25 protein-coding genes are annotated in these 26,965 nt (G+C 29.2%); 7 read left to right on the top strand and 18 right to left on the bottom strand.

What is annotated here, in order from left to right; genetic code table 11:
- Positions 1 to 234: 234 nt before the first annotated feature.
- Entirely contained in the window at positions 235 to 2,292 is a 2,058-nt protein-coding gene (gene metG / locus Q0352_RS13025) for a methionine--tRNA ligase (RefSeq protein WP_299528145.1), read from the bottom strand.
- A 143-nt stretch (positions 2,293 to 2,435) separates the two neighbouring features.
- Between metG and Q0352_RS13020 the strand changes: the two genes are divergently transcribed.
- The 5 genes from Q0352_RS13020 (at position 2,436) to Q0352_RS13000 (ending at position 5,490) form a co-directional block, all read left to right on the top strand.
- The gene (locus tag Q0352_RS13020) at positions 2,436 to 3,452 is read left to right on the top strand and encodes an LD-carboxypeptidase (protein WP_299528143.1); all 1,017 of its coding nucleotides are present in this window, start codon (positions 2,436 to 2,438) and stop codon (positions 3,450 to 3,452) included.
- A 33-nt stretch (positions 3,453 to 3,485) separates the two neighbouring features.
- Positions 3,486 to 3,845, top strand: a complete 360-nt coding sequence (locus Q0352_RS13015) for a YraN family protein (protein WP_299528141.1) — start codon at positions 3,486 to 3,488, stop codon at positions 3,843 to 3,845.
- 83 nt (positions 3,846 to 3,928) lie between these two features.
- On the top strand, positions 3,929 to 4,366 hold the full coding sequence (locus Q0352_RS13010) for a KTSC domain-containing protein (RefSeq protein ID WP_299528139.1): 438 nt from the start codon (positions 3,929 to 3,931) through the stop codon (positions 4,364 to 4,366).
- Between the two features lie 331 nt (positions 4,367 to 4,697).
- The gene (locus Q0352_RS13005) at positions 4,698 to 5,108 is read left to right on the top strand and encodes a DUF134 domain-containing protein (protein ID WP_299528136.1); all 411 of its coding nucleotides are present in this window, start codon (positions 4,698 to 4,700) and stop codon (positions 5,106 to 5,108) included.
- Between the two features lie 10 nt (positions 5,109 to 5,118).
- Entirely contained in the window at positions 5,119 to 5,490 is a 372-nt protein-coding gene (locus Q0352_RS13000; protein ID WP_299528134.1) for a NifB/NifX family molybdenum-iron cluster-binding protein, read from the top strand.
- A gap of 143 nt (positions 5,491 to 5,633) precedes the next feature.
- On the opposite strand, the gene Q0352_RS12995 is transcribed toward Q0352_RS13000, so the two are convergent.
- Positions 5,634 to 6,980, bottom strand: a complete 1,347-nt coding sequence (locus Q0352_RS12995) for a thioredoxin-like domain-containing protein (protein ID WP_299528132.1) — start codon at positions 6,978 to 6,980, stop codon at positions 5,634 to 5,636.
- Between the two features lie 177 nt (positions 6,981 to 7,157).
- Positions 7,158 to 7,511, bottom strand: a complete 354-nt coding sequence (locus Q0352_RS12990; RefSeq protein WP_299528130.1) for a hypothetical protein — start codon at positions 7,509 to 7,511, stop codon at positions 7,158 to 7,160.
- Between the two features lie 64 nt (positions 7,512 to 7,575).
- Here Q0352_RS12990 and Q0352_RS12985 point away from each other — a divergent pair, with 64 nt between their 5' ends.
- Together Q0352_RS12985 and Q0352_RS12980 are read left to right on the top strand one after the other, a co-directional pair.
- Positions 7,576 to 8,091 (top strand): CvpA family protein, encoded by a 516-nt coding sequence (locus Q0352_RS12985; RefSeq protein WP_299528128.1) that lies wholly within the window; start codon positions 7,576 to 7,578, stop codon positions 8,089 to 8,091.
- A 65-nt stretch (positions 8,092 to 8,156) separates the two neighbouring features.
- Positions 8,157 to 9,275 carry a TlpA disulfide reductase family protein gene (locus tag Q0352_RS12980; RefSeq protein WP_299528126.1) on the top strand — a complete coding sequence of 373 codons (1,119 nt, stop codon included), beginning with the start codon at positions 8,157 to 8,159 and terminating at the stop codon, positions 9,273 to 9,275.
- Positions 9,276 to 9,407: 132 nt separating this feature from the next.
- Here the strand turns inward: Q0352_RS12980 and Q0352_RS12975 are convergent, their stop codons facing one another.
- From Q0352_RS12975 to Q0352_RS12905, 15 genes are all read right to left on the bottom strand, one after another.
- Positions 9,408 to 10,160, bottom strand: coding sequence for a tetratricopeptide repeat protein (locus tag Q0352_RS12975; protein ID WP_299528124.1), 753 nt, complete (start codon positions 10,158 to 10,160; stop codon positions 9,408 to 9,410).
- A 1-nt stretch (position 10,161) separates the two neighbouring features.
- On the bottom strand, positions 10,162 to 11,928 hold the full coding sequence (locus Q0352_RS12970; protein ID WP_299528122.1) for a BatD family protein: 1,767 nt from the start codon (positions 11,926 to 11,928) through the stop codon (positions 10,162 to 10,164).
- A gap of 3 nt (positions 11,929 to 11,931) precedes the next feature.
- Positions 11,932 to 12,735, bottom strand: a complete 804-nt coding sequence (locus tag Q0352_RS12965) for a tetratricopeptide repeat protein (RefSeq protein ID WP_299528120.1) — start codon at positions 12,733 to 12,735, stop codon at positions 11,932 to 11,934.
- Positions 12,736 to 12,738: 3 nt separating this feature from the next.
- Positions 12,739 to 13,791, bottom strand: coding sequence for a VWA domain-containing protein (locus Q0352_RS12960; protein WP_299528118.1), 1,053 nt, complete (start codon positions 13,789 to 13,791; stop codon positions 12,739 to 12,741).
- A gap of 171 nt (positions 13,792 to 13,962) precedes the next feature.
- Positions 13,963 to 14,967 carry a VWA domain-containing protein gene (locus Q0352_RS12955; protein WP_299528116.1) on the bottom strand — a complete coding sequence of 335 codons (1,005 nt, stop codon included), beginning with the start codon at positions 14,965 to 14,967 and terminating at the stop codon, positions 13,963 to 13,965.
- Between the two features lie 3 nt (positions 14,968 to 14,970).
- The gene (locus Q0352_RS12950; protein WP_299528114.1) at positions 14,971 to 16,557 is read right to left on the bottom strand and encodes a hypothetical protein; all 1,587 of its coding nucleotides are present in this window, start codon (positions 16,555 to 16,557) and stop codon (positions 14,971 to 14,973) included.
- A 33-nt stretch (positions 16,558 to 16,590) separates the two neighbouring features.
- Positions 16,591 to 17,463, bottom strand: a complete 873-nt coding sequence (locus tag Q0352_RS12945) for a DUF58 domain-containing protein (protein ID WP_299528112.1) — start codon at positions 17,461 to 17,463, stop codon at positions 16,591 to 16,593.
- Positions 17,464 to 17,505: 42 nt separating this feature from the next.
- Positions 17,506 to 18,513, bottom strand: a complete 1,008-nt coding sequence (locus Q0352_RS12940) for a MoxR family ATPase (RefSeq protein ID WP_299528110.1) — start codon at positions 18,511 to 18,513, stop codon at positions 17,506 to 17,508.
- A gap of 115 nt (positions 18,514 to 18,628) precedes the next feature.
- The gene (locus tag Q0352_RS12935; protein ID WP_367274650.1) at positions 18,629 to 19,378 is read right to left on the bottom strand and encodes a UDP-2,3-diacylglucosamine diphosphatase; all 750 of its coding nucleotides are present in this window, start codon (positions 19,376 to 19,378) and stop codon (positions 18,629 to 18,631) included.
- A gap of 36 nt (positions 19,379 to 19,414) precedes the next feature.
- The gene (locus tag Q0352_RS12930; RefSeq protein WP_299528106.1) at positions 19,415 to 21,043 is read right to left on the bottom strand and encodes a S41 family peptidase; all 1,629 of its coding nucleotides are present in this window, start codon (positions 21,041 to 21,043) and stop codon (positions 19,415 to 19,417) included.
- Between the two features lie 2 nt (positions 21,044 to 21,045).
- Positions 21,046 to 21,462 carry a dCMP deaminase family protein gene (locus Q0352_RS12925; protein ID WP_299528102.1) on the bottom strand — a complete coding sequence of 139 codons (417 nt, stop codon included), beginning with the start codon at positions 21,460 to 21,462 and terminating at the stop codon, positions 21,046 to 21,048.
- A gap of 55 nt (positions 21,463 to 21,517) precedes the next feature.
- Positions 21,518 to 22,102, bottom strand: coding sequence for a HupE/UreJ family protein (locus Q0352_RS12920; protein WP_299528100.1), 585 nt, complete (start codon positions 22,100 to 22,102; stop codon positions 21,518 to 21,520).
- 41 nt (positions 22,103 to 22,143) lie between these two features.
- Entirely contained in the window at positions 22,144 to 23,631 is a 1,488-nt protein-coding gene (locus tag Q0352_RS12915) for an aminotransferase class V-fold PLP-dependent enzyme (protein WP_299528147.1), read from the bottom strand.
- A 73-nt stretch (positions 23,632 to 23,704) separates the two neighbouring features.
- Positions 23,705 to 24,712 carry a redoxin domain-containing protein gene (locus Q0352_RS12910; protein WP_299528098.1) on the bottom strand — a complete coding sequence of 336 codons (1,008 nt, stop codon included), beginning with the start codon at positions 24,710 to 24,712 and terminating at the stop codon, positions 23,705 to 23,707.
- Positions 24,713 to 24,729: 17 nt separating this feature from the next.
- The gene (locus tag Q0352_RS12905; RefSeq protein ID WP_299528096.1) at positions 24,730 to 26,712 is read right to left on the bottom strand and encodes an LptF/LptG family permease; all 1,983 of its coding nucleotides are present in this window, start codon (positions 26,710 to 26,712) and stop codon (positions 24,730 to 24,732) included.
- Positions 26,713 to 26,965: the final 253 nt, after the last annotated feature.

Raw genomic sequence — 26,965 nt, 5'->3', positions numbered from 1 at the left:
AGGTATCCATACATTGTAATTTGAATTGCAATAAACTTTCTATAGATTCCTGCCTTCGCAGGAATGTCAATTTCTTTTTTGATTCTGAACGACTTAAGGAAGTTCAGCTTCTTTGAGGAGTAATAGAGATTCTTCACTTCCTTGAAGTCGTTAGGATGACATTTTTATTCAAATCCGATTTAACAAAAAACCCCGAAACAAGTTCAGGGTTCAAAATATATTTTTTTATTGATTTTAACTCACCTGCTCACCATTAGCAACCGAATCATTTTCTGGTTCAATAAATGCTAATTTTCCATCAGGAGTATCAGTCATTAAAATCATTCCCTGACTTTCAATTCCTTTTAAAACTCGAGGCGCTAAATTAACCAAAACTGTTACTTTTTGGCCAATAATATCTTCTGGTTTAAAGCTTTCGGCAATACCTGAAACGATGGTTCGTATATCTAAACCAACATCAACTTTTAGTTGTAATAATTTTTTTGTTTTTGGTATTTTTACAGCTTCCAAAATTGTTCCAACTCTAATATCTAATTTTGTAAAATCATCAAACTCAATAGTTTCTTTTTGAGGTTCAACCACTTTGTTTTCTGCTTCGTTGGCTTGTTTGGTAGCTTCTAACTTGTCTAGTTGTTTTTGAACTTCTTCGTCTTCAATCTTCGCAAATAACAATTCTGCTTTTCCAATTTTATGATTAGGAGCAATTAATTCATTTGTTTTCTCAATATCATCCCAAGCTACATTTTTGGAGATATTTAAAATACCTTCTAATTTAGCAGACGTAAACGGTAAAAATGGCTCACATACTATTGATAAACCTGTTGCAATTTGTAAAGCAACATATAGCACTGTTTTTACACGTTCAGGGTTTTCTTTTATAACTTTCCAAGGTTCTTCATCCGCTAAATATTTATTACCTAAACGAGCTAAATTCATTAATTCTTGAGAAGCTTCTCTAAAACGGTAACGCTCAATTGAACTTGAAATAACTGATGGAAATTTTTGCAATTTTTCTAAGGTTTCATTATCAACATCAGAAAACTCATTTGGCTCAGGAATAATTCCATCATAATATTTATTGGTTAATACTACTACTCTATTTATGAAGTTTCCAAAAATAGCTACTAACTCATTATTATTTCTAGCTTGAAAGTCTTTCCAAGTAAAATCGTTATCTTTTGTTTCTGGCGCATTTGCAGTTAATGCATAACGCAATACATCTTGTTTATCAGGAAAATCTTCTAAATATTCATGCAACCAAACAGCCCAATTTTTAGATGTAGAAATCTTGTTGCCTTCTAAATTTAAAAATTCATTAGCAGGTACATTTTCTGGTAAAATATAACTTCCTTCAGCTTTTAACATAGCTGGGAAAATAATACAATGAAACACAATATTATCTTTGCCAATAAAGTGAATTAGTTTCGTTTTTTCATCTTTCCAATAAGGCTCCCAATCTTTTCCTTCACGCGCAGCCCATTCTTTAGTTGATGAAATATAACCAATAGGCGCATCAAACCAAACATATAATACTTTTCCATCAGCTCCTTCTACTGGTACAGGAATCCCCCAATCTAAATCACGAGTTACTGCTCTAGGTTTTAAGCCATCATCTAACCACGATTTCACTTGTCCTAAAACATTTGTTTTCCAATCGTTTTTATGCCCTTCAACAATCCATTCCCGTAGCCATTTTTCGTATTTATCTAAAGGTAAATACCAATGTTTTGTTATTTTGGTTGTTGGTACATTTCCTGTAATTGCAGATTTTGGGTTTATTAAATCTGTTGCATTATGACTTGTTCCGCAACTTTCACATTGATCACCATAACTTTCTTCATTTCCACATTTTGGACAGGTTCCAACAACAAATCTATCGGCTAAAAACTGATTTGCTTCTGCATCATATAATTGTTCGTTAGATTCTTCAATAAATTTACCTTCATTGTATAATTTCTTAAAAAATTCTGAAGCAGTTTCGTGATGTATTTTTGCAGTGGTTCTTGAATAATTATCAAAAGAAATTCCAAAATCTTGAAAAGACTTTTTAATAATTGTGTGGTATTTATCTACAATATCTTGTGGTGAAACACCTTCTTTTTTTGCTTTTATAGTAATTGGCACACCATGTTCATCAGATCCACAAATGTAAATCACATCATTTCCAGTGTTACGCAAATATCTTGCATAAATATCTGCTGGCACATAAACACCTGCTAAATGCCCAATATGAACCGGTCCGTTAGTATAAGGTAAAGCTGCTGTAATAGTATATCTTTGCGAATTGCTCATTAAATTTTATTTAAGAAAGCACAAAAATAAGGATTAATGTTGATTTTTAGATTTGTTTAAGTGTTGAATTACATATAAAATCTTTCATTGTCTTACATTTGGCTTTCTATATAATAATAGTATTTTTACTAAAAAGACTAACTATGTTACACCAACGACTTTTAATTTTACTTATTAGCCTCCTATTTATACCTTTTTCCTATTCACAAAATATTAATGATTCTAAGCCTTTAGAGGTAATTAAACCACTTGAAAAACCTGCTTATTTAAAAATTGGAGACACTATTGCTATTGTTGCTCCAGCTGGAATTTTAAAAGATAGGGAACCTATTGAACAAGCTGTTAAACTTGTTGAAAGTTGGGGGTTGCATGTAATTTTAGGGAAACATCTTTTTGGAAATAATTTTCACTTTTCAGGAACTGAAAATGAACGTATTGAAGATTTTCAAAGTGCTTTAGACGCTAAAAACATAAAAGCCATTTGGTGTGGAAGAGGTGGTTATGGAACTGTTAGAATTATTGACGGTTTAGATTTTACCGAATTCAAAAAAAACCCCAAATGGATAATTGGATATTCAGATATTACCGTTTTACACAGTCATATTCATACGTTAGGTTTTGAAACTTTACATGCTATGATGCCTGTGAATATGAAAGTTGAAGAAAAAGATAGAATTAAAACTGTTAAAACCTTTAAAAAAGCGCTTTTTGGGAAAGAAATTAATTATAAAATTGCTGGTTCAAACTACAATAAAATAGGAGAAGCAAAAGGTCAGTTAGTTGGTGGTAATCTTGCTATTTTACAAAGTTTACTAGGATCTGTTTCTTCAATAAATACGAACCAAAAAATACTATTTATTGAAGATATAGGCGAATATTTATATAGCATTGATAGAATGGTTTATGCTTTAAAACGCAGTGGTTATTTTGAAGAATGTAGTGGATTAATTATTGGAGATATTTCTAACATTAAAGAGAATTCCACTCCTTTTGGACGAACATTTGAACAAATTATTTTAGAAGCTACAAAAGAATATAATTTTCCTATTTTATTTGGTTTTCCAGCTGGACATGAGGACACTAATAAAGCTATTTTTTTAGGTAGAGAAATTAAAATGAAAGTTGGCGAACAAAAATCTATTATAGAGTTTAGTGATTAACACATAAATCTCGTTTAGTAAAAATATTAAAAAATGGCTACACACAACGAATTAGGAAAAAAGGGTGAAGAACTTGCTGTAGAATTTCTTCAAAAAAATGGATATAAAATTTTAGAACGTAATTGGCGCTTTAAAAAAGCTGAAGTTGACATTATTTCACAAAAAAATGATGTTTTGGCTGTTGTAGAAGTTAAAACTCGCTCTTCCAATTATTTTGGGAATCCACAAGATTTTGTGAATCCTAAAAAAATTCAATTATTAGTGGATGCCATCAATGAATATGTGACTTCAAAAGATTTAGATGTAGAAGTACGGTTTGATATTATTGCAATTTTAAAAAATAAAAATGCTTTTGAGATTGAACATTTGGAAGATGCTTTTTTGCATTTTTAGCTCAAGTTGTACTCAATTTTAAAAACCAAAGGCTTAATTCAGAAAATATGAGTACTTTTGCACGAAATTTGAAAACACGATTTATGAAGCGTATCAATGAGTACAAAAAAATATTCAAGATAGAAGGAGAAATTAATCTGAAAGAATTGAAAACTACTTATAGAAGTTTAGTGAAAGAATGGCATCCAGATAAATTTCAAGACGAAGAAAAAAAGACTGAGGCAGGCATCATAAGTACACAAATTATTGATGGCTATCATTTTTTAGTAAGCATCGCTCCAGAAACTAAAGCGTCTAATATAGAAGAATATACTAGCATAACTTCTGAATCGAAAATTGAAAACTTTCAACATAAAAGTATGCTCTTAGAAATTACGTTTGCTTGTGGTACTACTTATGAGTATTTTGGTGTGAACAAAAATCTTTTTACCAAATTCATAAATAGTGGTCAACGATCTAATTTTGCTAAAAGAAAATTATACAACTCTTTCCTTTACAGAAAATCAAAGAAAGCTGCTTAACAAGCTGACTACGAAATTCACAAAGCATCTCAATATCTTAGAGTAAATTTTACTTTTTGGATGAATACCTAGTGAAATCAGAAACTAAAACATTTGTCAAGACAACTTGACTGTTAAAAGAATAACAAGAAGTCAAAAAGCCTAAACTGTATTAAAATACAGTTTAGGCTTTTTTGTATTTAATTTGAGTAAATGAATCACAAGAGAGAAATTTGTGTTACAATTCGCACGAATAGATCATATTAAAAAATATATAAATTTTACTTTGCGTTATGAACGTAGGTTCATTATATTTGTACTTTTATTGACATCAAAAAGAATTTTACAAAAAATGGCCAGGCCAGAGAAAAATAGAAAAATCTTACAACCACCAATAATGAAGGGTTTTAAACCTTATGGTATTCCGCAATGTAAAATGGAAAGCATTCGATTATCACTTGAAGAATATGAAAGCATTCGATTGGTTAATTACGAAATGCTTCCACAAAAAGAAGCGGCTGTACATATGAATATTTCTCGTCCAACCCTAACCCGTATATACAACAAAGCGTTAAAAAACATTACAAAAGCATTTATTGAAGGAAAAACGATTGAAATTGAGGGTGGTAATTATGAATTTGAAAAAGATTGGTACAAATGTCGAAAATGCCACAAATTAGTTGAAGAAGTTGAAAATAAATCAATAGCTAAAAAAAAGAAAATCTGTTGTGCTGAAGAATTAATCAATATAAATGAATTATAATTTAATAAATATGAGAAAAATAGCAATACCGGTTGGTGACCACAACCAAATAGACGAACATTTTGGTCACTGTAAATACTATGAAATCTATACAGTTTCTGATGAAAACAAAATAGTAGATATGCAAACTTTACCTTCAGAAGAAGGTTGTGGATGTAAATCTAATATTGCTAGTGTTTTAGCAAATCACGGAGTTAATATAATGCTAGCCGGAAGAATTGGAGCTGGAGCAATTAACGTATTAAACAAATGGAATATTGACGTAATTAGAGGTTGTTCAGGTAGCGTTGAAACCAATATAAAACAGTTTGTTGAAGGACAAATTTCAGATAGTGGAGAAACCTGTATGCAACATGGAGACGATCACCAATGTAGTCACTAAATTTGAAATAAAACTAGGCACTGAAATTTTTTAAAAATAGTAAATTCAAAAAAAATTCAGCGCCTAATTTACTTTTTATAAATACAATTCAAAATTAACGTATTTCTTATATTTTATATTATTAAAACAAATGAAATAATTTCTTATTCATCAGCTTTAAAAAATGCTTTTACATCTTCAAAGTAATTAGGCTTCGCTATAATTTTTTTGTTTTTGTCTAACACAAAATAGGTCGGGGTTGATGTTATTTGATAGCTTTTAGCAATAGGGTTTTCCCATTTATTTAGGCCTAAAATTGTTGTCCATTTTGTAAAATTTAATGTGTGCTTATTAAACTCAATATCATCATTTTCTAAAGAAAAAGACAACACATGAATGTCCGATTTATCTTTCGTAAATTCATATAACTGTGGAATTTCAACTAAACAGTGAGAACATCCTGTACTCCAAAAAACAACTATATAATTTTCAGCAATATCTAATTCAGATAAATTTTTAGTGATGCCATTTTCTTGCCAAGTAATTTCTGGAGTTAATTTCCCAACTGCTAATTTTACTTTTTCCTGAATATCTTGAATCATTTGTTTATTTTTCAAATCTTCAGGAAGTTTATTGTAATATTCTTCAATAATAAAATCAATTAAAATAGTATTTTCTAATTGTGCGAAATTATAAAGCAATGTTGTTAAGATTTCATTTTGAAAATTAACATTTTGCATTTTTATCAATACTTCATTAACGGCATTTTTATACAATACAATTTGTACCTCAGCATCTTCTGAACCATTTAAATAAAAAACATAGTCTGTTACTTTTTCACTAATAAAAGTAGAATTCATTAGTTCTTCATCCTCAAAATTTATAAAATCAAAAAAATGTTTTTTTACACTATTTAAATATTCTTGCGGTGTTTTAATTAGGCTTGGTGCGTAATATATTTTACTAGATTTAATGAAATTATTCGCTAATTTTCCTTCCGTATTTTCTTCAAACTTAGTTTGAAAATCCTTAAAATATTTCAATGAATTCAAATACTTATTTTGTAATTCTGTTCTTTCATTTTCATCTTCTATATTAAAAAAAGAAATTTGATGTCCATCTAATTCCTGTCGCCAATTGGCCATTTCAAACAAATACTTAGCATATTGTATATTTTCTTCTGAAGTTAAAAACTCAACTGTATCAGAAGGGCTTTCTGGGTTAAATTTCACTTCAATATTTTCATTATTATAAATAAAATCTACAAAACCACCATTTTGTTGACTGTACATTAAACGATACATTCCTTTTGTAGCATTTTCGGGAAAATCAATTGAAAACTCGCCATCTTTAATCGTTACATTTTTAACGTATAACTGTTTTGCACCCTTTAATTGGTACAAAACTATCCAACTAAAATTTTGTGCAGGATCTAAAATTCCTTTTACATAAGTTTGACTTTGAACAGTGTAAGAAATTAGAACAATTACAAATAGAATTTTTTTTAGCATACTCTTTTTTTACTGTTTTTTCAATAATCAGACCAAAAGTAACTATTTTTATTTTTTGTAAAACAGTGACCTCTGAATTTTACCAATAAAATTGTTTGTACAACTGGTACTTCTTCTTAAATTAGAAAATCTTTGGTTAATTAAACTTTCTAAACAAAATATTAAATTTATTTTTTCCTAAATCACTTCTTTTTCTTTAAAATACAAAACAATAGCTTCTTTTATTAAAACGGTTTGCTCGCCAGATTTTAAGGCGGGCAATTCTTCTAATGTTTTATAATGAGGCCAGCTATCTTCATCAAAATAATCGAATTCGTAATAACCAAAAGGTTCTAACAATCTACAAATTGCAATATGCATTAAGTTTACCTTATCATCTTTTTTAAATTCAACATTCCCTTTTCCTAATTCTTGTACTCCAATTAAATAAATAATGGCATCTAAATTTAGTTGTTCTCCTCCACCAAATTTAGCGGCTAAAATCTCGAGTAATTGCTCGTAATCTTCTTTTAATTTTTGATCTCTTGACATTTCAAATTTCTAGTTAGTATGCAAATATACAAATCGATTCATGTATATTTACAAAAACTCGTATATGAATACTTTTGATATTATAATTTCGGCACTTTTATTATTTGGATTTATTAGAGGTTTGTTTAAAGGTTTATTTGTTGAAGTAGCGTCATTAGTTGCTTTAATTGCAGGTGTTTATGGCGCCATTCATTTCTCCTATTTTGTTAGCAATTTTTTAAGTGAATATGTTTCCTGGGAAGAACGCTATATTACAATAATTTCTTTTGCAATTACTTTTGCAATTATTGTTTTAGCTATTGGTTTATTAGGTAAATTATTTACAAAAATTGCTGATTTTGCGTCTTTAGGCTTGGTTAATAAATTATTCGGTGGCGTTTTTGGCGCGCTTAAAATTGGTCTTATTTTAAGTGTTGTTTTATTAATATTTACAAAACTAAACAATAGCATTCCTTTTATTTCTTCTGAACAAAAAGAGGTTTCTATTTTATATGAACCTGTTAAAAATTTAGCACCAATGTTATTCCCTAACTTTTTAAAAGTTGTTGAAGAAGAAACAGAAAAAACGATTATTAACTAATATTATTTTCTTTTTTGTGTTAGGAATATTAATGTTCAACGTCGAAGAATAAAACAATTTTTAGTATGCCGCATAAAAGTCAATTAACATTCTTTTTAGCTTTATCAATATTATTTTTTGTTAGTTGCAATCCAAAAGACTCAAATTCTTTTAGTATTTCTGGAAATATAACTAATTTAAACAGCAACTATTTAATACTTTCAAAAGTTGAAGATCTTCAAAAGAAAACGACTACTATAATTGATACTTTAATGGTTAATAAAAACGGGGAATTTAACTCTGTTTATTTTTTAGAACCTAACATTTATACTTTAACTTTTGATACAAAAATCATTCAACTTGCCATTGATAAAGGTCAGAATATTATAATTAATGGAAATACTATTGAAGATTTTGAAGTTAAAGGTTCCACTGATACACAACTATTAAATGATTATGAAACTTTTAGAAAAGCGTCTCTAAACAGATTGGTTAATTCTGTTAGAAAAAAAATTAAAGAACTCATTAAAGTTGGCGCTGACGAAACTGAAATAGCAAATTTAAGATCACTTGAAGTTGAAAGTTATAAAGAGCATTTAAATGAATTAATCGTATTTGTAAAAAATAATATGGGAACTTCAATTGCTATTTACCATAGTTCTTTACGGTGGAATGGTGGTGAAAATTTACCTTTTTTACAAAATTTAGTTTCATCCTTTGAAGAAAAATATCCAACTTTAGAAATTACTCAAAAACTTAAAAATAAACTTCAATTAATTAAAAAAACAAGTGTAGGAGGAGTCATTTCAAACATTGAAATACCTAATAAAGAAAATAATCTAGTCTCATTAAGTACAATTAAAGGAAAATTCACTTTAATTGATTTTTGGGCAAGTTGGTGCCCTCCTTGCCGAACTGAAAGTGTACTTTTAAACGAATTATATAGCGCTTATCATTCTAAAGGATTTGAAATTTATGGAATATCACTAGACTCTAAAAAGGAACGTTGGTTAAACGCTTTAAAACAAGATAATAGAGTTTGGCCTGAAGTTTCAACTGTTGAAGGGTTTGATACGCCAGTTTCAATTGAATACGGCATTACTTCTTTACCAACAAATTTTTTAATTGACTCAACAGGTAAAATAGTTGCCATAAATATTCATGGAATAGCATTAAAAGAAAAAGTAGTATCCTTATTTGAGTAATTAATGAAATCATTTTTTTATGAACTTCTACTAAGGATTAAAACCTTAAATAAACTATATTAAAATTCTTGATTTCGTTACCAATCATTAAGGATTATAAAAAAATGTAAAGCTCTTGGTTTAAAGAAATAGTTAAATTTCTTTTAAATCATCAGCATAAATCCAGCCAATTTTACCATCCGCTATTTTAATTTTTTTCCAAAGATCAAGCTCGTCTAAAATAACCACTTTAGTTCCTTCATGAAGTTCGAAAACTGCTTCACTACTAGTTGAAGGAGCATTTTTTATTTCAACTTTATCTACAAAAATAATAGCTGTCCTATTTTTTTGAACAGTATCGTAATTTTGAAATGCGAAAAAAGTAGTTATCAACAGTACAAATAATGCAAATATGGAAGTGTTAAAATAAAATAACTTCTTTTTAGAGGAATATGAGAAATGATATAATAAAAATAATATTGAAGCTAAAAACGATGCTAAAATTGCAATAATTGCCCAAGTATCAAACGGTAATTTTTGAATTACTGTTGAAGAAAAACGTTGTAAAAAGGTTTGAGGTAAATCTTGAATTACATCAATAGTCATTCGCTTTGCAAAAGCTAAGTTAAAAGAAGCATCTTCGTGTATTGGGTTTATTTTTAATGCCTTTTCATAATAATATATTGATGGAGCAACTTTATTAAGTTTGTAATAACAATTTCCTAAATTAAAAAATAAATCATCTGATATCAATCCTTGTTTTTCAATTGATGAATACATTTCAATTGCTTCAGAATATTTTCCGTTTTGATATAAATTATTTCCTTTTGAAAATAATTCATCTGAAGTTTGAGAAAATACCATCAAACTAAAAAGTAGTGCTATGCTAAAAAATAGTTGTTTCATATTACAAATACTTATCAATTTTAGTTATTACATTCTTAGCTTTTTCAAAATCTTGTTTCATCATTACGCTAGTTGTAGGTGTGTAACGTGCAAAATCACAATTATTTAATACTGAAATAAACTCTTCAATTGTTGCAACTTCAACACTTTTACCTTTTAAAATTTCAGCTATTTTTTCTTGAGAAATATCTGATGTTTCAATATGAAGTTTTGCCTTTAAAAAATTATGCAATGCTTTTTCTAAAGCGATATAAAATGCTTCTTGGTTTCCTAATTGTTTATTAGCTTGAGACAAGTATTTACGCGCTAATTTATCAGCTTTTCTAATTTTATTACCAAATGTATCACCCGCTCGTTTTGCGCGTTTCTTACCAATAAAAATTCCTATTGGGATTGCTAAAAATGGCAATAATAACAACAAATAAAATAATGTAGATTTAAAGAATTCTTCTTCAACAACAGGTTCAAAAGTAGTGTTTAAGGTTATAAACCTAAAATTATTATCATTAGAAACTACTTGTTTTTTTCCTGTATTATTACTATTATTTATAGCTGATGGCAATTCTTTTCCTTCAGTAACATTTACTATAATAGCTTCAGAAGTTATGGTTTTATATTTTCGTTCTTTTATACTAAAATAAGAGAATGCAACCTCCGGAATTTTATATTTTCCTTTAAATTGTGGCACTACTGTATAAGCATCTGAAATACTTCCTCGTAAACCTGCTAACGAAGTTGCAACTTCCTCTTTATGTTCAGGAGTATACACTTCCAATTCAGCAGGAGTTGTTATTTTAGGAATTTCAAATAATTTTAAATTACCACTTCCTGAAACTTCAACATTAATTTGTGCTGCTTCATTAGCTTTCAGTATATTTTTATCAGCTAAAACTATAAAATCAAATTCACCAACTGCTCCCGAAAAATCTATAGGTTTCCCTTCTTCTGGTAATGCTTTTACATTCACATCTTTTGCTGCAGATTTGGTTGAATAATTGATATTCCGAGTAATCATATTTCCAAAAAAATCGCCTCTTCCTGTAGGTATTCCTACCGAAAAATTCATTTCAATAGGTTCAATAACTAATTTTCCTGAACGCTGTGGAATTAAAATAGCTTTTTTAAGAATAACATACTTATAATTTTCGCCATTGAACTGTCCACTTTTAAAATTCACTTGTTTTACTTCAATATCTTGATTCCAAAAACCTTTATATTGTGGTGTTTCACTAATTTGAGAGCCGTAAAGATTTATATTTTCACTTACATACAATTTGTAAACTACATAAATACCTTCTCCAACATACGGATTCAATTTTGAAACTTCAGCTACTAAATGAATGCTTTGCTGCGCAATATAATCTGGATTATTAGGATCTTTAGGTATTTCTACTTCTTCAGTAACTGTTATTTTAACAGCATTTGAATTTATAAGTTCATCTTTATATTCAATAGTTGCTGATTCAATTGTAAATTCACCTATTTCTTTAGGTTCTATAATATAAATATAGGCTTGAGAATAACTTGCTTTCCCATTAATCCAAGATTGGTTAACAGAAGAACTTGGCCCACCAACAACTTTAAAATTAACAAATGACGGTGGTTTAAAATTATCAGCTCCTTGTTTATTTACGGTAAATTCAATTCTAAAACGCTGATTTACTCCTAGCTTACTTTTACTTACAGCAGTTTTAAACTCAACTTGAGCAAAAATAACATGTGTAAATAACACTAAAATAGTTAGTATGTAAAACTTGATCATTTTCATCTTCTACCAGTCTTTTTCTTGTTTGATTTTTTTGCCTTTTGCCTTTTCTGCATTTAGCTTTTTCTGTGTTTTATTTTCTTCGTTATTCATTGCCTCTAATAACTGTTTTATTTGCTCAGGAGACAATTGATTTGGTTTTGGCTGTTGGTCTTTCTTTTCTTCATCCTTTTTATCTTGATCCTTCTTTTGATCTCCTTTATCATCTTCCTTTTCTTCCCCTTTGTCTTTATCCTTATTTTCGTCTTCTTTCTTTTCCTTGTCGCCTCCTTCTTTGTCCTTTTGGTCTTTGTTTTTATCGTCCTTATTATCTTTATTATCCTTTTTATCGTCTTTGTTATCTTTATTTTCCTGTTCTTGTTTTTTTAATAATTCTTGTGCCATTGCCAAATTATAGCGCGTTTCTTCGTCTTTTGAATTATTTCTCATTGAATTTTTAAAAGATTCAACTGCTTTTTCATATTGCTTTTCTTTCATAAATGAGTTTCCCATATTATGATAAGCTTCTGCTTTACTCTGCTTCTCTTTGAAGGTTTTTTCAACCAATTCAAACTGACTTACAGCCTCTTTATTTCTGTCTTGTTGATAAATAGAATTTCCTAAATTATAGGAAGCCGTTGGGTAATTTGGATTTTTAGACAAGCCTTTCTTATACGCAATTTCAGCTTCTTTAAATTTTAACTGATTGTAAAGTTCGTTTCCTTCTCTAACATCTTCTCTTGCTTCACGTTCCAAAACTTTTTGGTTCTTTTGCTGAGAAAAAACCAATGTTGAAAAACATAAAAATAATATAATTAGCTGTTTTTTCATTTGTTACTTCCTTTTAGGCGTTCCAGATTGATTAAATAAATTTAATTTTTGAACCCATTTTGTCTTCTTTTCAAGCAATAATACATCTATTATTAAAAACAGCAAGCCAAAACCTATAAACCATTGAAATTGATCTTTGTAATCTGAAAATTGTTTAGATTCAAATTCACTTTTTTCAGCTTTTAACAAAACTTCTTCAATAATAGTAATAGTTTCTTGTGTTTTATTACCATTTATGTATTTTCCTTTCCCTTCATATGCAATCTCTTTTAAAACATCTTCTTGCATTTTAGTGATAACAACATCTCCTTTACTATCTTTTTTATAGCTAATTCCTCCCCCAATATCTATCATTGGAATTGGACCTCCTGCATTGGTTCCTACACCAACCGTATAAATTTTAATTCCTTCTTTTTGGGCTTCTTTTGCTAGAGTAATGGTGTTATCTTCATGGTCTTCACCATCAGAAACTATAAATAAAAATCGATTGGTTTGTTCCTCATTGTCATAATAAGTAATTGCTTTTTCAATAGCTTCATTAATAGCAGTTCCTTGACTTGAAACCATATCTGGATTTGCATTTTGCAAAAACATTTTTGCTGCTGCGTGATCTGTTGTAATTGGCAATAAAGGATATGAATTTCCTGCATAAATAATAATTCCTACTCGATCACTTCCTAAATTATCTATAATTTTTGTAATAATTTGTTTCGCTTTATCTAACCTGCTTGGCGCAATATCTTCAGCTAACATACTTTTTGAAACGTCTAAAGCAAAAACAATATCAACACCTTGGCGCTTAATAGTTTCCAACTTTGTTCCCATTTTAGGATTTGTTAATGAAACAATTAAAAATGCCAATCCTAAACATATCATTGTAATTTTTAAGAATGATTTAAAAGTGGATTTTTCTGGACTTAATTTTTGAATTAAGTTGTGATCTGCAAATTGTTTTTGAATTCTTTTTTTCCACCAAAGCACCAATAAAAACAACACAAATATTGCAGGAATAATTGCTAGGTATATAAAATATGTTGGTTCTTCTATTTGATACATTCTTTAATTATTGTTTTAATTTTAACTATTATTTTAATTTTTAACATTTTTGTCATTCCTGCGAAGGCAGGAATCCAAACCATCATTGAATAGATTCCTGCCTTCACGGGAATGACATTTCATTTCAATTTAACTTTTACACGACTAAACAAATCAACATTTCGACAAACATCAAATAAAACTTCTGAAAATTGTATGTTTTAATCCTATTTCAAGTAAAATTAAAAAACCTGCTAAAAGCACTAATAATCTATATTTTTCTTGATAATTATAATATTTAAACTCTTCTACTTCCGTTTTTTCTAATTTATTAATTTCGTTATAAATAGCTTTTAATTTTGAGTTATCTGTTGCTCTAAAATATTTCCCGTCGGTTTCTTTTGCTATATAACGAAGTAAATTTTCGTCAATTTCAACAGGTGAACTTCTAAAAAGTAATTTTCCTGTTCGTGGATCTTTTGCATACGGAAATGATGCTGTTCCGTTTGTTCCTAACCCAATTGTGTATACTTTTATTCCTAATCCAACAGCTAATTCAGTTGCTGTTTTTGGGTCAACAAACCCGGTATTATTAACTCCGTCTGTTAGTAAAATAATAACCTTGCTTTTAGCTTTACTTTCTTTTAAACGGTTTACTGCAGATCCTAAACCCATACCAATGGCAGTACCACCATCTAAATCGCCCCATTTAATTTCTGAAATTGTATTTCTAATAATTCGTTTATCACTTGTAATTGGTGTGCGCGTAAAACTTTCACCTGCATACACAACAATACCTATTCTGTCATTTGGACGTTGATTTACAAAATCAGTTGCAACAACTTTTAGCGCCTCTAAACGGTTTGGTTTTAAATCTCTCGCTAACATACTTGCCGAAACATCTATTGCCATTACAATATCAATTCCTTTATTTGTTTTTGTTTTTTTGCTTACTTCAACATTTCTTGGACGTGCCAAAGCAACAATTAATAAGGTTAATGCCAATAATCTTAAAACAGCAAGTAATGGTTTTAATTTAGACAAAAATGAAGGTTTTATCTCAAACCCTTTTGTACTTGCAATAGTTAACGTTGCACTATCATTTTTGCGTATTAAAAAATACCAAACCGCTAATATTGGAATTAAGATTAAAAACCATAAAAACTGCGGATTTAAAAATTCAAAATTCTGCATCATAGTTTATGGGTTTAAAGAAACTGATTTTATGATTCGTTCGCTCACTTGTTCGGCATTTTCATCAGAAGCTAGTTGTGTGATAATTATTTGACGAATATTTTTAGTGTCTACAAAAAATAATAAAGTTAATTTATTGCTGTTTAATTGTTGTGTAACCTCATTTTTTAACTCATAGTTAGCAGTAATTATTCTACCTTCAATACCATTATTCAATCTAATTTCTTCTTGTAAATCTGTGAAATTAATTCCAGCTTTTTGAGCCATTTGTTGCAAAGACGCTTGAATACCTGCTTCATAATCAAAATTCTCTAATTCATTAACAAAACTAGTTGTTGTTACCTCTATATAGAAATTGCTAATTAAACTTCCGTAATTATAAGTGGTGACATCTTCAATAATTGATTTTAAATTTTCAGGAATTTCTAATGATTGTGCCTGTAATATTTCGGGTGTTTCAATACTTACTGAAGGATAACCATATGTAGATGTATACCATTGTTTGTCTATCATTTCTGAAGTGGTATTCCCAATAAATTTATCTTTAATATAGCTGTATCCAAAATAACCTGCAACACCAATTCCTATTATAAATACGCCAATAAAAATTAAAATATATTTTACTAAGTTATTTTTCTTCGGTTTATTTTGAATAAAAATTTCTTCATTTAACTCATCATTTTCAACCTTCTCATCATTTATATGAACCGCATGTTGCGTATTTTTAAGAATATCTTCAACGGCTGTTCTATCTCTTTTTATCTCGTCAATAATTGGTTTAGATTTAGCAAATTTCACTAAATCTGCACTTTGCAACACTTCTTTTAACTGTTGAATAATTTCTTTTGATATTCCTAATTTACTCGATTCATTAAAATCGCTAATAGTCTCAATTAACTCATTTGTGGTAGATTCTAAAGCAGGAATATTAATATCTTTCTCAATATAAGTTCTTACAATATCTGTTAATTCTGAGTAATAAATTTTAACCTTATTTTGTTGAGGTAGTTGCTTATCATCTAGTTCTTTTAAGCGTTGTAATGCTTCCTGAATTGGAGCAATAATTACTTTTGGCACTTCTTTTTTCTCTTTTTTTCTGAAAATAAAATACAAGATTACCGCCAATAAAATTAATATTGGAATTAACCACCACAATAAATATTTATAATCATCAAAGGTTTTTGGTTCCTTTTTTATTGACTTAATAGGAAACATTTTTTGCTTTAACGTATCAACTTTTACCGTTGCAACATTTACCAAAAGTGAATCTGTAAAAAATTGCTTGTTATTAATAAGTACTAGTTGTTTTGGAAGTACATAATGTCCACTATCAAAACTAGTTAATAAATATTTTTTTTCTAATCTATTTTTTAAAGTGTCAATAGGTAAAGATTCTATTACTTCAACTTTCCCTAAACTATCTAATTGTAACTTTGGAAAAACTACATTATTTATTTCATCAACCTTTATTTTAAATTGAATTTGCTCTCCAATTTTTATAGTTGTTGTATCTGTTTCTATTGAAATAGGGTTTTCTTGGGCAACCCCAATAAAACCAAACAATAGTACTATATATATTAAATTTTTTCTCATTTGTAGCATTATCACTGTATTCAAAATCATCATCTATCTTGCTCCTTTATGTTTAAAATAACCCAATAATTTTTTTACATAATTTTCATCGATACGAGAACTAATAGTCCCAGAGCCACTATGACTAAATGATTTTTCAAAATAATCAACCGTTTTTAAATAGTACTCTTTATAACTATTTCTAACACTTTTTGATGCCGTATTTACTAAAAGTGATTTACCTGTTTCAGCATCGAGCATATTTACCATTCCTAAATTTGGAATTGAAACATCATGTTTATCAAACACTCTAATTCCTGTAACATCATGTTTTTTTCCTGCAATTTTTAATGTTTGCTCATAATTGTCATCCATAAAATCTGACAACATAAAAACAATTGCTTTCTTTTTCATGACACTCGATAAAAACTTTAAAGCTTCTGCAATATTAGTTTTTGTGTTTTTTGGACGAAATTCAATTAATTCTCTAATAATTCGTAAAACGTGACTTTTTCCTTTTTTTGGTGGAATATATAATTCCATTTCCTCTGAAAATAACAATAAACCTACTTTGTCATTATTCTGAGTTGCAGAAAATGCTAAAGTTGCAGCAATTTCAGTAATGGTATCTCTCTTAAATTGTTCTGTTGTTCCAAAAAATTCAGAGCCACTTACATCAACTAGCAACATCATTGTTAATTCACGTTCTTCTTCAAAAACTTTAACATAAGGCTCGTTATAACGTGCGGTTACATTCCAATCTATAGCTCTAACATCATCTCCATACTGGTATTGTCGCACTTCAGAAAAAGTCATACCACGTCCTTTAAACGAACTGTGATATTCGCCAGAAAAAATATGATCAGACAAACGACGTGTCTTGATTTCAATTTTTCGAACTTTTTTTAGTATTTCTTTAGTATCCATTTTTTAAGCTTTTGGCTTTTGGCTATTTGCCAAAGGCTTTTTTTAAGGTACTTCTACTTCGTTTACAATTTTATTAATAATATCTTCCGTAGTTATATTTTCTGCTTCTGCTTCATATGTAATTCCAATTCTGTGACGTAAAACATCATGAACTACTGCACGAACATCTTCAGGAATTACATAGCCTCTTCGTCTAATAAACGCATAACATTTGGCTGCCATTGCTAAGTTGATACTTCCACGAGGTGAAGCTCCAAAACTTATCAATCCTTTTAAATCTGGTAAGTTATATTTTTCAGGGTAACGTGTTGCGAAAATAAGGTCAAGGATATATTTTTCAATCTTTTCATCCATATAAACCTCTCTTACAGCTTTTCTTGCTCTGTTAATTTGATCAACTGAGGCTACAGCATTTACCTTATCATAACTTCCAGTTAAATTTTGACGCATAATGAGTTGCTCTTCACTCATTTTAGGATAGTCAATCACCGTTTTAAGCATAAAACGGTCAACTTGCGCTTCAGGTAAAGGGTATGTTCCTTCTTGCTCAACAGGGTTTTGAGTTGCCATTACTAAAAATGGTTCATCTAATTTAAATGTAGTATCACCAATAGTAATTTGACGCTCTTGCATAGCTTCTAGCAAAGCCGATTGTACTTTGGCTGGCGCACGATTTATCTCATCTGCCAACACAAAATTGGCGAAAATAGGTCCTTTTTTTATCGTAAAATCGTTATCTTTTACACTGTATATCATAGTACCAATAACATCGGCTGGTAATAAATCAGGTGTAAACTGAATTCTACTAAACTTAGCATCAATAGCTTTTGCCAGTGTGTTAATTGCCAATGTTTTTGCCAATCCAGGAACACCTTCTAATAATATATGACCATTTCCTAATAGACCAATAAGTAAACGTTCAATCATATGCTTTTGACCAACAATTACTTTGTTCATCTCTAACATTAGTAAATCTACAAAAGCGCTTTCTCTTTCAATTTTTTCATTGATAGCTTTAATATCTACCGAAACATTATTTTCTTCAATCATTTTTATGGTTTTTAATCGCGTGAATTTAATACACTTTATTACACACTGCAAATAGCAGAATATTTTTTTTATTTCTTGTTAAAAATTGGTTAAAAAACAGCAGCAAACTTGAGCTTTAATATGATTTTAACATCATTTGATCTCCATCAAATTCCGCATAGGTAAAATGAGTAATCCAATCGCCTGTATTGATATATTTAGAATTTTCAGAAATTGCTATTTCAAGTGGTAAATGTCTATGTCCAAACAGAAAAAAATCATAGTGCTTTTCTGTTAATTTCTTTTTGCAATATTGAACCAACCATTCACTTTCTTCTCCTAAAAATTTTACATCCTCTTCTCCTGAAATCAATTTATTTTTAACCGATAAGTATTGTGCTATTTGCATACCAATATCTGGGTGCAACCATCTATAAAACCATTTAGAAACAGGGTTTGTAAAAACTTTTTTCATTCTCTTGTACCCTTTATCGCCAGGCCCTAAACCATCTCCATGACCAATCAAAAATGTTTTATTATTGAATGTAAATTCCTTTGGTTTATGGTACGTTGGTATATTTAATTCTGTTTCAAAATAATCGCACATCCAAAGATCGTGGTTTCCAACAAAAAAATGAATTTGTATTCCGCTATCTCTAAGTTCTGCTAGTTTTCCCAAAACACGTATAAACCCTTTGGGAACTACTTTTTTATATTCGAACCAAAAATCAAATAAATCTCCCAACAGAAAAATAATTGCTGCCTCATTTTTTATGGAATCTAACCAATTAACAAATTGTTGCTCACGAATTTTGCTCTGTTTAATTGTAGGTGCTCCAAAATGTTGATCAGAAGCAAAGTATATTTTTTTATTGATTATCAAAATTTGTACTTATATAATGTTTAAAGATACGTATTCCTTCTAATTTATACTTTTTTCTAATTCAAGTACTTTCAAAATCATTGGATCTCTTTTATGCGTAATCATAAAATAGCCTGTTTCTTCAAATAAATTTCGAGCTATAAGAGCATTCAAGTATAACTTTAAATTTATACTTTCTTTAGGAAAAATTGGAGTGTTTAAGTCTAATTGATTTATATATTGCTTAAAGATTGCATCATCTTTATCAAAATTTTCAACAAAATCAGTCAAATTCCAAGAATTCAAGTCTTTTCTGTTATTATCAACATAATTAAAAACAAAATCATTTAACCCTCTATATAGCCTTGTACTATATGTATTTGCAGTGTCTATAGCAACAAAAATATCAGGAATAATACCTCCTCCACCGTAAACAATTTTCCCTTTTGGAGTGGTATATTTTAAATGGTCATCTACTTTAATACTGTCCTTATATATTAATTCTCCATTATGAATTCTCTCTACATAATCATTATTATATTTCTGAGTATCATTTTTACTATATGGTTTTTGAATTGACCTTCCTGTTGGTGTATAATAACGAGATGTTGTTAGTCTAACTGCCGAACCATCACCTAAATCCATTTCTTGTTGCACTAATCCTTTTCCAAAAGAACGACGTCCAATAATAGTTCCTTTATCGTTATCTTGAAGAGCTCCCGCTACAATTTCACTGGCAGAAGCTGAATTTTGATCTATTAAAACATAAATTTTACCTTTTTCAAAATTACCATAACTTGTTGCAAATGATTTGTCAACTTTACCTGTTTTATTTTTAGTGAAAACAATTAATTTACCATCTTCTAAAAACTCATCAATAATACTATTTGCAATATCCATAAAACCTCCTGGGTTTCCTCTTAAATCTAAAACGAGAGAAGTCATTCCATTTAAAATCAGTTCATCTAGCCCAACTTTAAATTCATCATAAGTTGTTCTAGCAAATCGATCAATATTAATATATCCTAGCGTAGGATTAATCATATAATAGGATGAAACACTTTTTATTGAAACTTCACCTCTAGAGATTGGTATTTGTAAAATTTCATCAATTGAACGTCTATAAACAGCAATATCTACTGTTGTTTCTGGTTCTCCTTTTAATGATTTTATTACTGCATCACTAATTTTTCTACTTCCTAAAATTGTGCCTATTTCTTTATCGTCAAGGTTTGCTTTAGCGATAATACTTTTTCCAAATAATGTATCTTTCCCTGCAATAATAATTCTATCACCTTCTTGTATTCCTGCTTTTTCACTTGGACCACCTTTAATAACACCGGTAACAACAACTGAGTCTTCATGCATTAAAAATGAAACGCCAATACCCACAAATTTACCTTGCATACTTTCTGTAACACGCTTCAATTCTTCTTTTGGAATGTATACAGAATGTGGGTCTAATTTCACCAACATATTCGTAATTGCATCATCTAACAAACTATCTGTATTTACTTTATCTACATAATCGTATTGTATGTAGTTGATCAATTTTTTTATTTTGGCTTCATTGGTATTTGAACTAAATAAAATAGATTTGTTTTTATAATTAAACGTGCTACCAATAATGATTCCTAACGCTATGGATAATCCAATAAAAATTGGTATGTATGCTTTTCTTTTTGTCATTCTTAACTTTTAAGATGTGTTAACTCTACTCCTGCTTTTTCTAAAAAATCTAACCCTGACGTGTCTTTATAGGCATCTTTATAAACGACTCTTCTAATTCCTGATTGGTGTATTAATTTACAACATTCTTTACAAGGAGATAAGGTTATATATAACGTAGAATTATTACAAGATTGTGTTGAACTTGCTACTTTTAATATCGCATTGGCTTCAGCATGTAATACATACCACTTTGTTTTATCTTCTTCCTCGCAACAGTTTTCAAAACCTGTAGGGGTTCCATTAAAACCATCAGAAATTATCATTCTTTCCTTTACTATTAACGCCCCAACTTTTTTTCTTTCACAATGTGACAACTTTGCCCATTCAAACGCCATTCTCATATAGGCTTGGTCGTATTTTAATTGTTTTTTATTCATAAATTAAAGATAAGCACGAATGTAAAAAGATTCTAATTAACTCTACGTTAAATTTTTACCAAAATATGGCAGATTTTAATATTGGCAAAACTATTCCAATTACTATGGATGAAATAATGAGAATCCAATCTCGTTTTGAAAACCGGAAAATAGTTTGAAAAATAAAACCTAGTATAAGTATTATCAACACTATAATTATTTGAGCAAATTCTATTCCTAAGGCAAATTCAAGTAACGGTATCAATTTACTATTTGAACTCCCTATAAGCATTTTAAAATACCCTGAAAATCCAAGTCCGTGAATTAACCCAAAAAATAAAGCAAAAATTAAATTAATATTTGTCTTTGCATTTTTCGTGATACTTTTTACAAATATAATATTACCCAAAGCTGTAATAATTATGGTAACAGGTATTAAAAACTCAATCCAATTCGAGTTTACTGTTGCAACATTATAAGCAGCTAAAATTAGCGTAAGTGTATGTCCAATTGTAAAAAGTGTAATTAACCATAACACTTTTTTCCAATTTTTAAAATCGTAAACAACTGCCAGGGCAATTAAAAATAAAATATGATCGTATGCATTCCAGTCTAATACATGAAAAAGACCTTGCCTAACGAAGAAAATCAAATTATCCATTAAATCATTATTTTTATAAGCTTCAAATATAAAAAATTTGATTACTGATTATTGCTTTCAAACCATTTATTTACTAATTCAATTTCAATAGGATTTGCAGTATTATGAATGTACTCGTTTTTAATAGAATTATAGGTGTAATCTTTAGCCCATTCTTCATAATTTTCAGCAACTTGCTTTATACTTTCACAAACATAAAGAACTTCATTATTAGTTATTGTTGGATGAATTGACATGCGAATCCAACCTGGACGCTCTACCATACAACCTTCTAATATTTTCTTTTCAATTCCCTTTGAAGTTTGCTGGTCTACGTGTAACAAAAAATGTCCATAAGTTCCAGCGCAAGAACAACCTCCTCTGGTTTGAACGCCAAATCTATCATTCAATAACTTTACAATTAAGTTAAAGTGAACATTTTTAATATAGAATGAAAAAATACCCAATCTATCAGTATGCTGAGCAGCTAAAATGTTTAAATTTGGTATTTTCGTTAACTTTTCAAATACAATTTTATTTATTTCGTGTTCCCTTTCAATTATATTTTCAACACCCATTTTTTCTTTTAATTGAATAGAAAGTGCTGTTTTAATAGTTTGTAAAAAACCTGGAGTTCCACCATCTTCACGTGTTTCTATATCATCAACATAATCGTGATCTCCCCAAGGGTTTGTATAGTTTACAGTTCCTCCTCCTGGATTATCAGGAATTAAATTTTTATATAATTTTTTATTAAAAACTAAGACGCCCGATGAACCTGGACCGCCTAAAAATTTATGTGGTGAAAAGAAAATAGCATCTAAATATGATTCTTCATCTTTGGGATGCATATCAATGTGAACATATGGAGCAGAACAAGCAAAATCCACAAAACAAAGTCCACCGTGTTGATGAATAATTTTTGCCATTTTATAATAATTCGTTCTAATTCCTGTAACATTTGAACAAGCTGTAACGGAAGCTATTTTTATAGGTCTGTCTTTATATTTTATCAATAGTTTTTCAAAACTATCAAAACAAATTAAACCCGAATCCTGACAAGGAATAATCTCAACATTTGCAATAGTTTCTAACCAAGAAGTTTGATTTGAATGATGTTCCATATGTGAAATAAAAACAATAGGTCTTAATTCATCAGGAACCGTAGTGTGATTTTTTAAATTCTCAGAAACTTTCAAACCTAAAATACGCTGAAATTTATTTACAACACCTGTCATTCCTGCTCCATCAGCTATTAAGACATCATCTTTACTAGCATTTACATGTTGTTTAATAATATTTCTGGCTTTATGGTAAGCCATTGTCATTGCAGAACCTGTAATTGAAGTTTCAGTATGCGTATTGGCTATAAAAGGGCCAAATTCATTCAGGATTTTTTCTTCAATTGGGCGGTAAAAACGCCCACTTGCAGTCCAATCTGTATATATAATTTCCTTTTCACCAAAAGGAGATTGAAATGTATGACCAATTCCTACAATGTTTTTCCTAAATTGTTGAAAATAGGTTTCTAATTCAGATGGCTGACTCATATTAAAATCTTTATTTTCTTTTTTAAAAAAGTTTGACAAAAAACTCATTTTCAACTGGTTTATAAATATTAGCTTATAGTTTTAGCTTATCAAATAATACTTTCAACTCATTTGATGAAGGTTTTGGTGCTTCTGCTTCAACTATATTTCCTTTTGGGTCAATTAATATAAATCTAGGTGTTTCTATTACTCCATAAGCTTTTGTAAAACTCCGATCTTCTTTAGCATATAATTGAGTCCCTCCCAATTTATTATCAATAATCACTTGTTTCCAAGTATTATATTCTTTTTCTCGATCAAGAGAAATAAATACAAAGGCAACATTTTTATTACTGAACTCTTTTTGTAATGTTTGTATATGCGGTAACTCATTTTTGAAAGAATAAAATCTTCTAGCCCTCCAAAGACTAATATAAACATACTTCCCTTTAAAATCTTTTAAAGAAGTTCTCTTTCCGTTATTGTTTTCATAATCAATAAATAATGGTGACACATTGCCACTTTTCAGAACAACATCTAACTCCTGCTTTTCTTTAAATTTTCTTATAATTTTCCTTTTTTGTCGCTCAACATCTAACCTTTCATTTTTAACAAAAGTTGAATCAGCATTTTTTATTTTATCAAGTAACGTATTATAGGTTTCATCTAATTCTTTTATTTTTTGATCAAATCCTTCTTTTTCGAGGTTAAGAATATCTAAATTCCTAATTATTCCCTTTTCGATAATTGCTTTTTCCGACAAATAATTATTTACTTCAGCTCCAACACCTGTATAAGTAATAGTTTTGGTTCTATCTTTTACATCTAAAATCATTTTTAAATCATATCCATTTTCTAAATATATAGTGATTCCCCTTATCCCGTAATTTAATTTATATATTCCCGTTTCAATTTTTAAAGTATCTGAAAAAGTACCATCAGAATTTACATCAATTTTTTTATGATATGTTTTTGAAGTTACAATTAATGAATCGGAATTTTTATCAGTTATACTCCCTGATAAAGTAACATAATCTTTTGGTTCATCTTTACATGACACTATTAAAAGGACAATACTTAATAGATAAATTATTTTTTTCATTTGATTATTATTATTTTTTAGTTTTTAAAATTTGTTATTCCCATTTTTAACCAAGTATAGTATTCGTCTACATCAGGCATATAAGCTGCAGGTTCATTTAAATTTTCCTCATTATGATTCATTAGCACATAAAATGGTTGTGCATTTGCACCATATTTTAAGGTTTGAAATTCACTCCATTTTTGCCCTATATACTTTAATTTTTTCCCTGGACGAAGTTTAGAATCCGTTATTTCATCTTCTGAAAGTTTTCTTTTATCATCAACGTATAAAGAAATTAAAACGACATCATTTTTAAGAATTGGTAATATTTTATCTTTTGCCCATACATTTTGCTCCATTTTTCTGCAATTCACACAAGCGTGTCCAGTAAAATCTAACATTACAGGTTTATTCACTTTTTTAGCATATGCCAATCCTTTATCATAATCGTTAAAGGCTAAAATATTATGAGGTGCCATTATATGAGCTCCATCGGGTATTTCAGAATGATTATTGTCTGAAGATATTTCTCCTCCAGTTTTAGTAAAACCTACACCATATGGTGATTCTGCATAATGTTGAGCTGGAGGAAAAGCGCTAATTAAATTTAATGGTGCTCCCCACAAACCAGGAATCATATAAATTGTAAATGACAATGTAATTAACCCTAATATCAATCTTCCTACTGAAATATGTGTTAATGGAGAATCATGTGGTAATTGAATTTTTCCAAAAAGATACAATGCCAATGCTCCAAAAATTGCAATCCAAATTGCTAAAAATACTTCACGTTCTAACCAATGTAATTGTAACACTAAATCTGCGTTCGATAAAAATTTAAACGCTAATGCTAATTCTAAAAATCCTAAAACAACTTTTACTGTATTTAACCAACCACCCGATTTTGGCAATGAATTTAACCAACCTGGAAATGCTGCAAATAATGCAAATGGAATTGCTAACGCTAATGAAAATCCTAACATTCCAACAATTGGTCCTATTTGATTTCCTCCAGCAGCAGCTTCGACTAACAATGTGCCAACAATTGGCCCTGTACAAGAAAATGAAACAATTGCCAAGGCCAAGGCCATGAAAAAGATTCCAATAATCCCTCCTCTATCTGCTTGCTGATCTACTTTAGTTCCCCAAGAGCTTGGTAAAACAATTTCAAAAGCACCTAAAAATGAGATTGCAAAAATTACTAATAATAAAAAGAAGATAATATTGAACCACACATTTGTGGATAGTGCATTTAAAGCGTCAGCACCAAAAATGGCACTCACCAATATTCCTAACACTACATAAATTATAACTATTGAAATACCATAAATAATAGCGTTTCTAATTCCTGCAGCTTTACTTTTACTTTGTTTTGTAAAAAAACTCACAGTCATTGGAATCATAGGAAACACACAAGGTGTTAATAATGCCGCAAAACCCGAGAAAAATGCAATAATAAATATGGTTAATAAGCTTTTATTAGAAGATTTATCTTTCTTTTTTGACTCAATTACTTTAGTGGTTTCTTCCGCTGGTTTTTTATCAAAATCTATAGCTGCAGATTTTGCATCTGAAATTTGAAAATTTAAATCTATAAATGTTGGAGGCAAACAACTAGTATCATCACAAACCATAAATTCAACTTCACCAATAATAACTGAAGCATTTTTAGAAAGTGTTTTAATTCTTTGTTTAAAAACGGCTTTATTTTCGAAATATTTAATTTTCATTTCAAAAACTGAATCAAATGTTGTGTGTCCTTTTTCTTCAGAAGTATTCCCAACTAGTTCATAATTCTCGTTTTTTTCAAAAACAAAAGTTGTAGCTATTGGCCCATTATCTGGAACTTTTTGAGAATATAAATGCCAACCACTATCAATTGTTGCTTGTATTATTAAATCGTATTCTGAATCTGATATGTTTTCTACCGAAGTTGACCATTTTACAGGATCGTGAATTTGAGAAAAAGTTGATATACTAAAAATTAATAGGGATAGAAGTAAAAATATTTTTTTCATATGTTTAAATTTTATTTTTTAGCGGTAACATATGCTGTTCGCTATTAATCATTCTGTTGTGTATCAACATTTGACAGGCTCGTTTCATATTAAAAATTTGTTCCTTTATTATATTTTGTCAAAATTAAGCAATATTAGTTATTATGTCGTTTTGTACGTCATTTTTGCATTATTAAAGTTGTTAAACTTTTCTTAATATTATCTTCCTTGTGATTTATTATAAAATTTTTGAAAATTTATATTGAAAATACGT

It is taken from the genome of uncultured Lutibacter sp., from assembly GCF_937891065.1.
In the GTDB taxonomy this organism is placed as follows: Bacteria; Bacteroidota; Bacteroidia; order Flavobacteriales; family Flavobacteriaceae; genus Lutibacter.
Note: the sequence above shows the minus strand (reverse complement) of the source record. Positions and strands in the feature narration are given on the sequence as shown.

What these genes read in the sequence shown, in the direction of transcription:
- metG (WP_299528145.1), bottom strand. Translation starts at nt 2,292, where the DNA reads ATGAGCAATTCGCAAAGATATACTATTACAGCAGCTTTACCTTATACT.
- Q0352_RS13020 (WP_299528143.1), top strand. Translation starts at nt 2,436, where the DNA reads ATGTTACACCAACGACTTTTAATTTTACTTATTAGCCTCCTATTTATA.
- Q0352_RS13015 (WP_299528141.1), top strand. Translation starts at nt 3,486, where the DNA reads ATGGCTACACACAACGAATTAGGAAAAAAGGGTGAAGAACTTGCTGTA.
- Q0352_RS13010 (WP_299528139.1), top strand. Translation starts at nt 3,929, where the DNA reads ATGAAGCGTATCAATGAGTACAAAAAAATATTCAAGATAGAAGGAGAA.
- Q0352_RS13005 (WP_299528136.1), top strand. Translation starts at nt 4,698, where the DNA reads ATGGCCAGGCCAGAGAAAAATAGAAAAATCTTACAACCACCAATAATG.
- Q0352_RS13000 (WP_299528134.1), top strand. Translation starts at nt 5,119, where the DNA reads ATGAGAAAAATAGCAATACCGGTTGGTGACCACAACCAAATAGACGAA.
- Q0352_RS12995 (WP_299528132.1), bottom strand. Translation starts at nt 6,980, where the DNA reads ATGCTAAAAAAAATTCTATTTGTAATTGTTCTAATTTCTTACACTGTT.
- Q0352_RS12990 (WP_299528130.1), bottom strand. Translation starts at nt 7,511, where the DNA reads ATGTCAAGAGATCAAAAATTAAAAGAAGATTACGAGCAATTACTCGAG.
- Q0352_RS12985 (WP_299528128.1), top strand. Translation starts at nt 7,576, where the DNA reads ATGAATACTTTTGATATTATAATTTCGGCACTTTTATTATTTGGATTT.
- Q0352_RS12980 (WP_299528126.1), top strand. Translation starts at nt 8,157, where the DNA reads ATGCCGCATAAAAGTCAATTAACATTCTTTTTAGCTTTATCAATATTA.
- Q0352_RS12975 (WP_299528124.1), bottom strand. Translation starts at nt 10,160, where the DNA reads ATGAAACAACTATTTTTTAGCATAGCACTACTTTTTAGTTTGATGGTA.
- Q0352_RS12970 (WP_299528122.1), bottom strand. Translation starts at nt 11,928, where the DNA reads ATGAAAATGATCAAGTTTTACATACTAACTATTTTAGTGTTATTTACA.
- Q0352_RS12965 (WP_299528120.1), bottom strand. Translation starts at nt 12,735, where the DNA reads ATGAAAAAACAGCTAATTATATTATTTTTATGTTTTTCAACATTGGTT.
- Q0352_RS12960 (WP_299528118.1), bottom strand. Translation starts at nt 13,791, where the DNA reads ATGTATCAAATAGAAGAACCAACATATTTTATATACCTAGCAATTATT.
- Q0352_RS12955 (WP_299528116.1), bottom strand. Translation starts at nt 14,967, where the DNA reads ATGATGCAGAATTTTGAATTTTTAAATCCGCAGTTTTTATGGTTTTTA.
- Q0352_RS12950 (WP_299528114.1), bottom strand. Translation starts at nt 16,557, where the DNA reads ATGAGAAAAAATTTAATATATATAGTACTATTGTTTGGTTTTATTGGG.
- Q0352_RS12945 (WP_299528112.1), bottom strand. Translation starts at nt 17,463, where the DNA reads ATGGATACTAAAGAAATACTAAAAAAAGTTCGAAAAATTGAAATCAAG.
- Q0352_RS12940 (WP_299528110.1), bottom strand. Translation starts at nt 18,513, where the DNA reads ATGATTGAAGAAAATAATGTTTCGGTAGATATTAAAGCTATCAATGAA.
- Q0352_RS12930 (WP_299528106.1), bottom strand. Translation starts at nt 21,043, where the DNA reads ATGACAAAAAGAAAAGCATACATACCAATTTTTATTGGATTATCCATA.
- Q0352_RS12925 (WP_299528102.1), bottom strand. Translation starts at nt 21,462, where the DNA reads ATGAATAAAAAACAATTAAAATACGACCAAGCCTATATGAGAATGGCG.
- Q0352_RS12920 (WP_299528100.1), bottom strand. Translation starts at nt 22,102, where the DNA reads ATGGATAATTTGATTTTCTTCGTTAGGCAAGGTCTTTTTCATGTATTA.
- Q0352_RS12915 (WP_299528147.1), bottom strand. Translation starts at nt 23,631, where the DNA reads ATGAGTCAGCCATCTGAATTAGAAACCTATTTTCAACAATTTAGGAAA.
- Q0352_RS12910 (WP_299528098.1), bottom strand. Translation starts at nt 24,712, where the DNA reads ATGAAAAAAATAATTTATCTATTAAGTATTGTCCTTTTAATAGTGTCA.
- Q0352_RS12905 (WP_299528096.1), bottom strand. Translation starts at nt 26,712, where the DNA reads ATGAAAAAAATATTTTTACTTCTATCCCTATTAATTTTTAGTATATCA.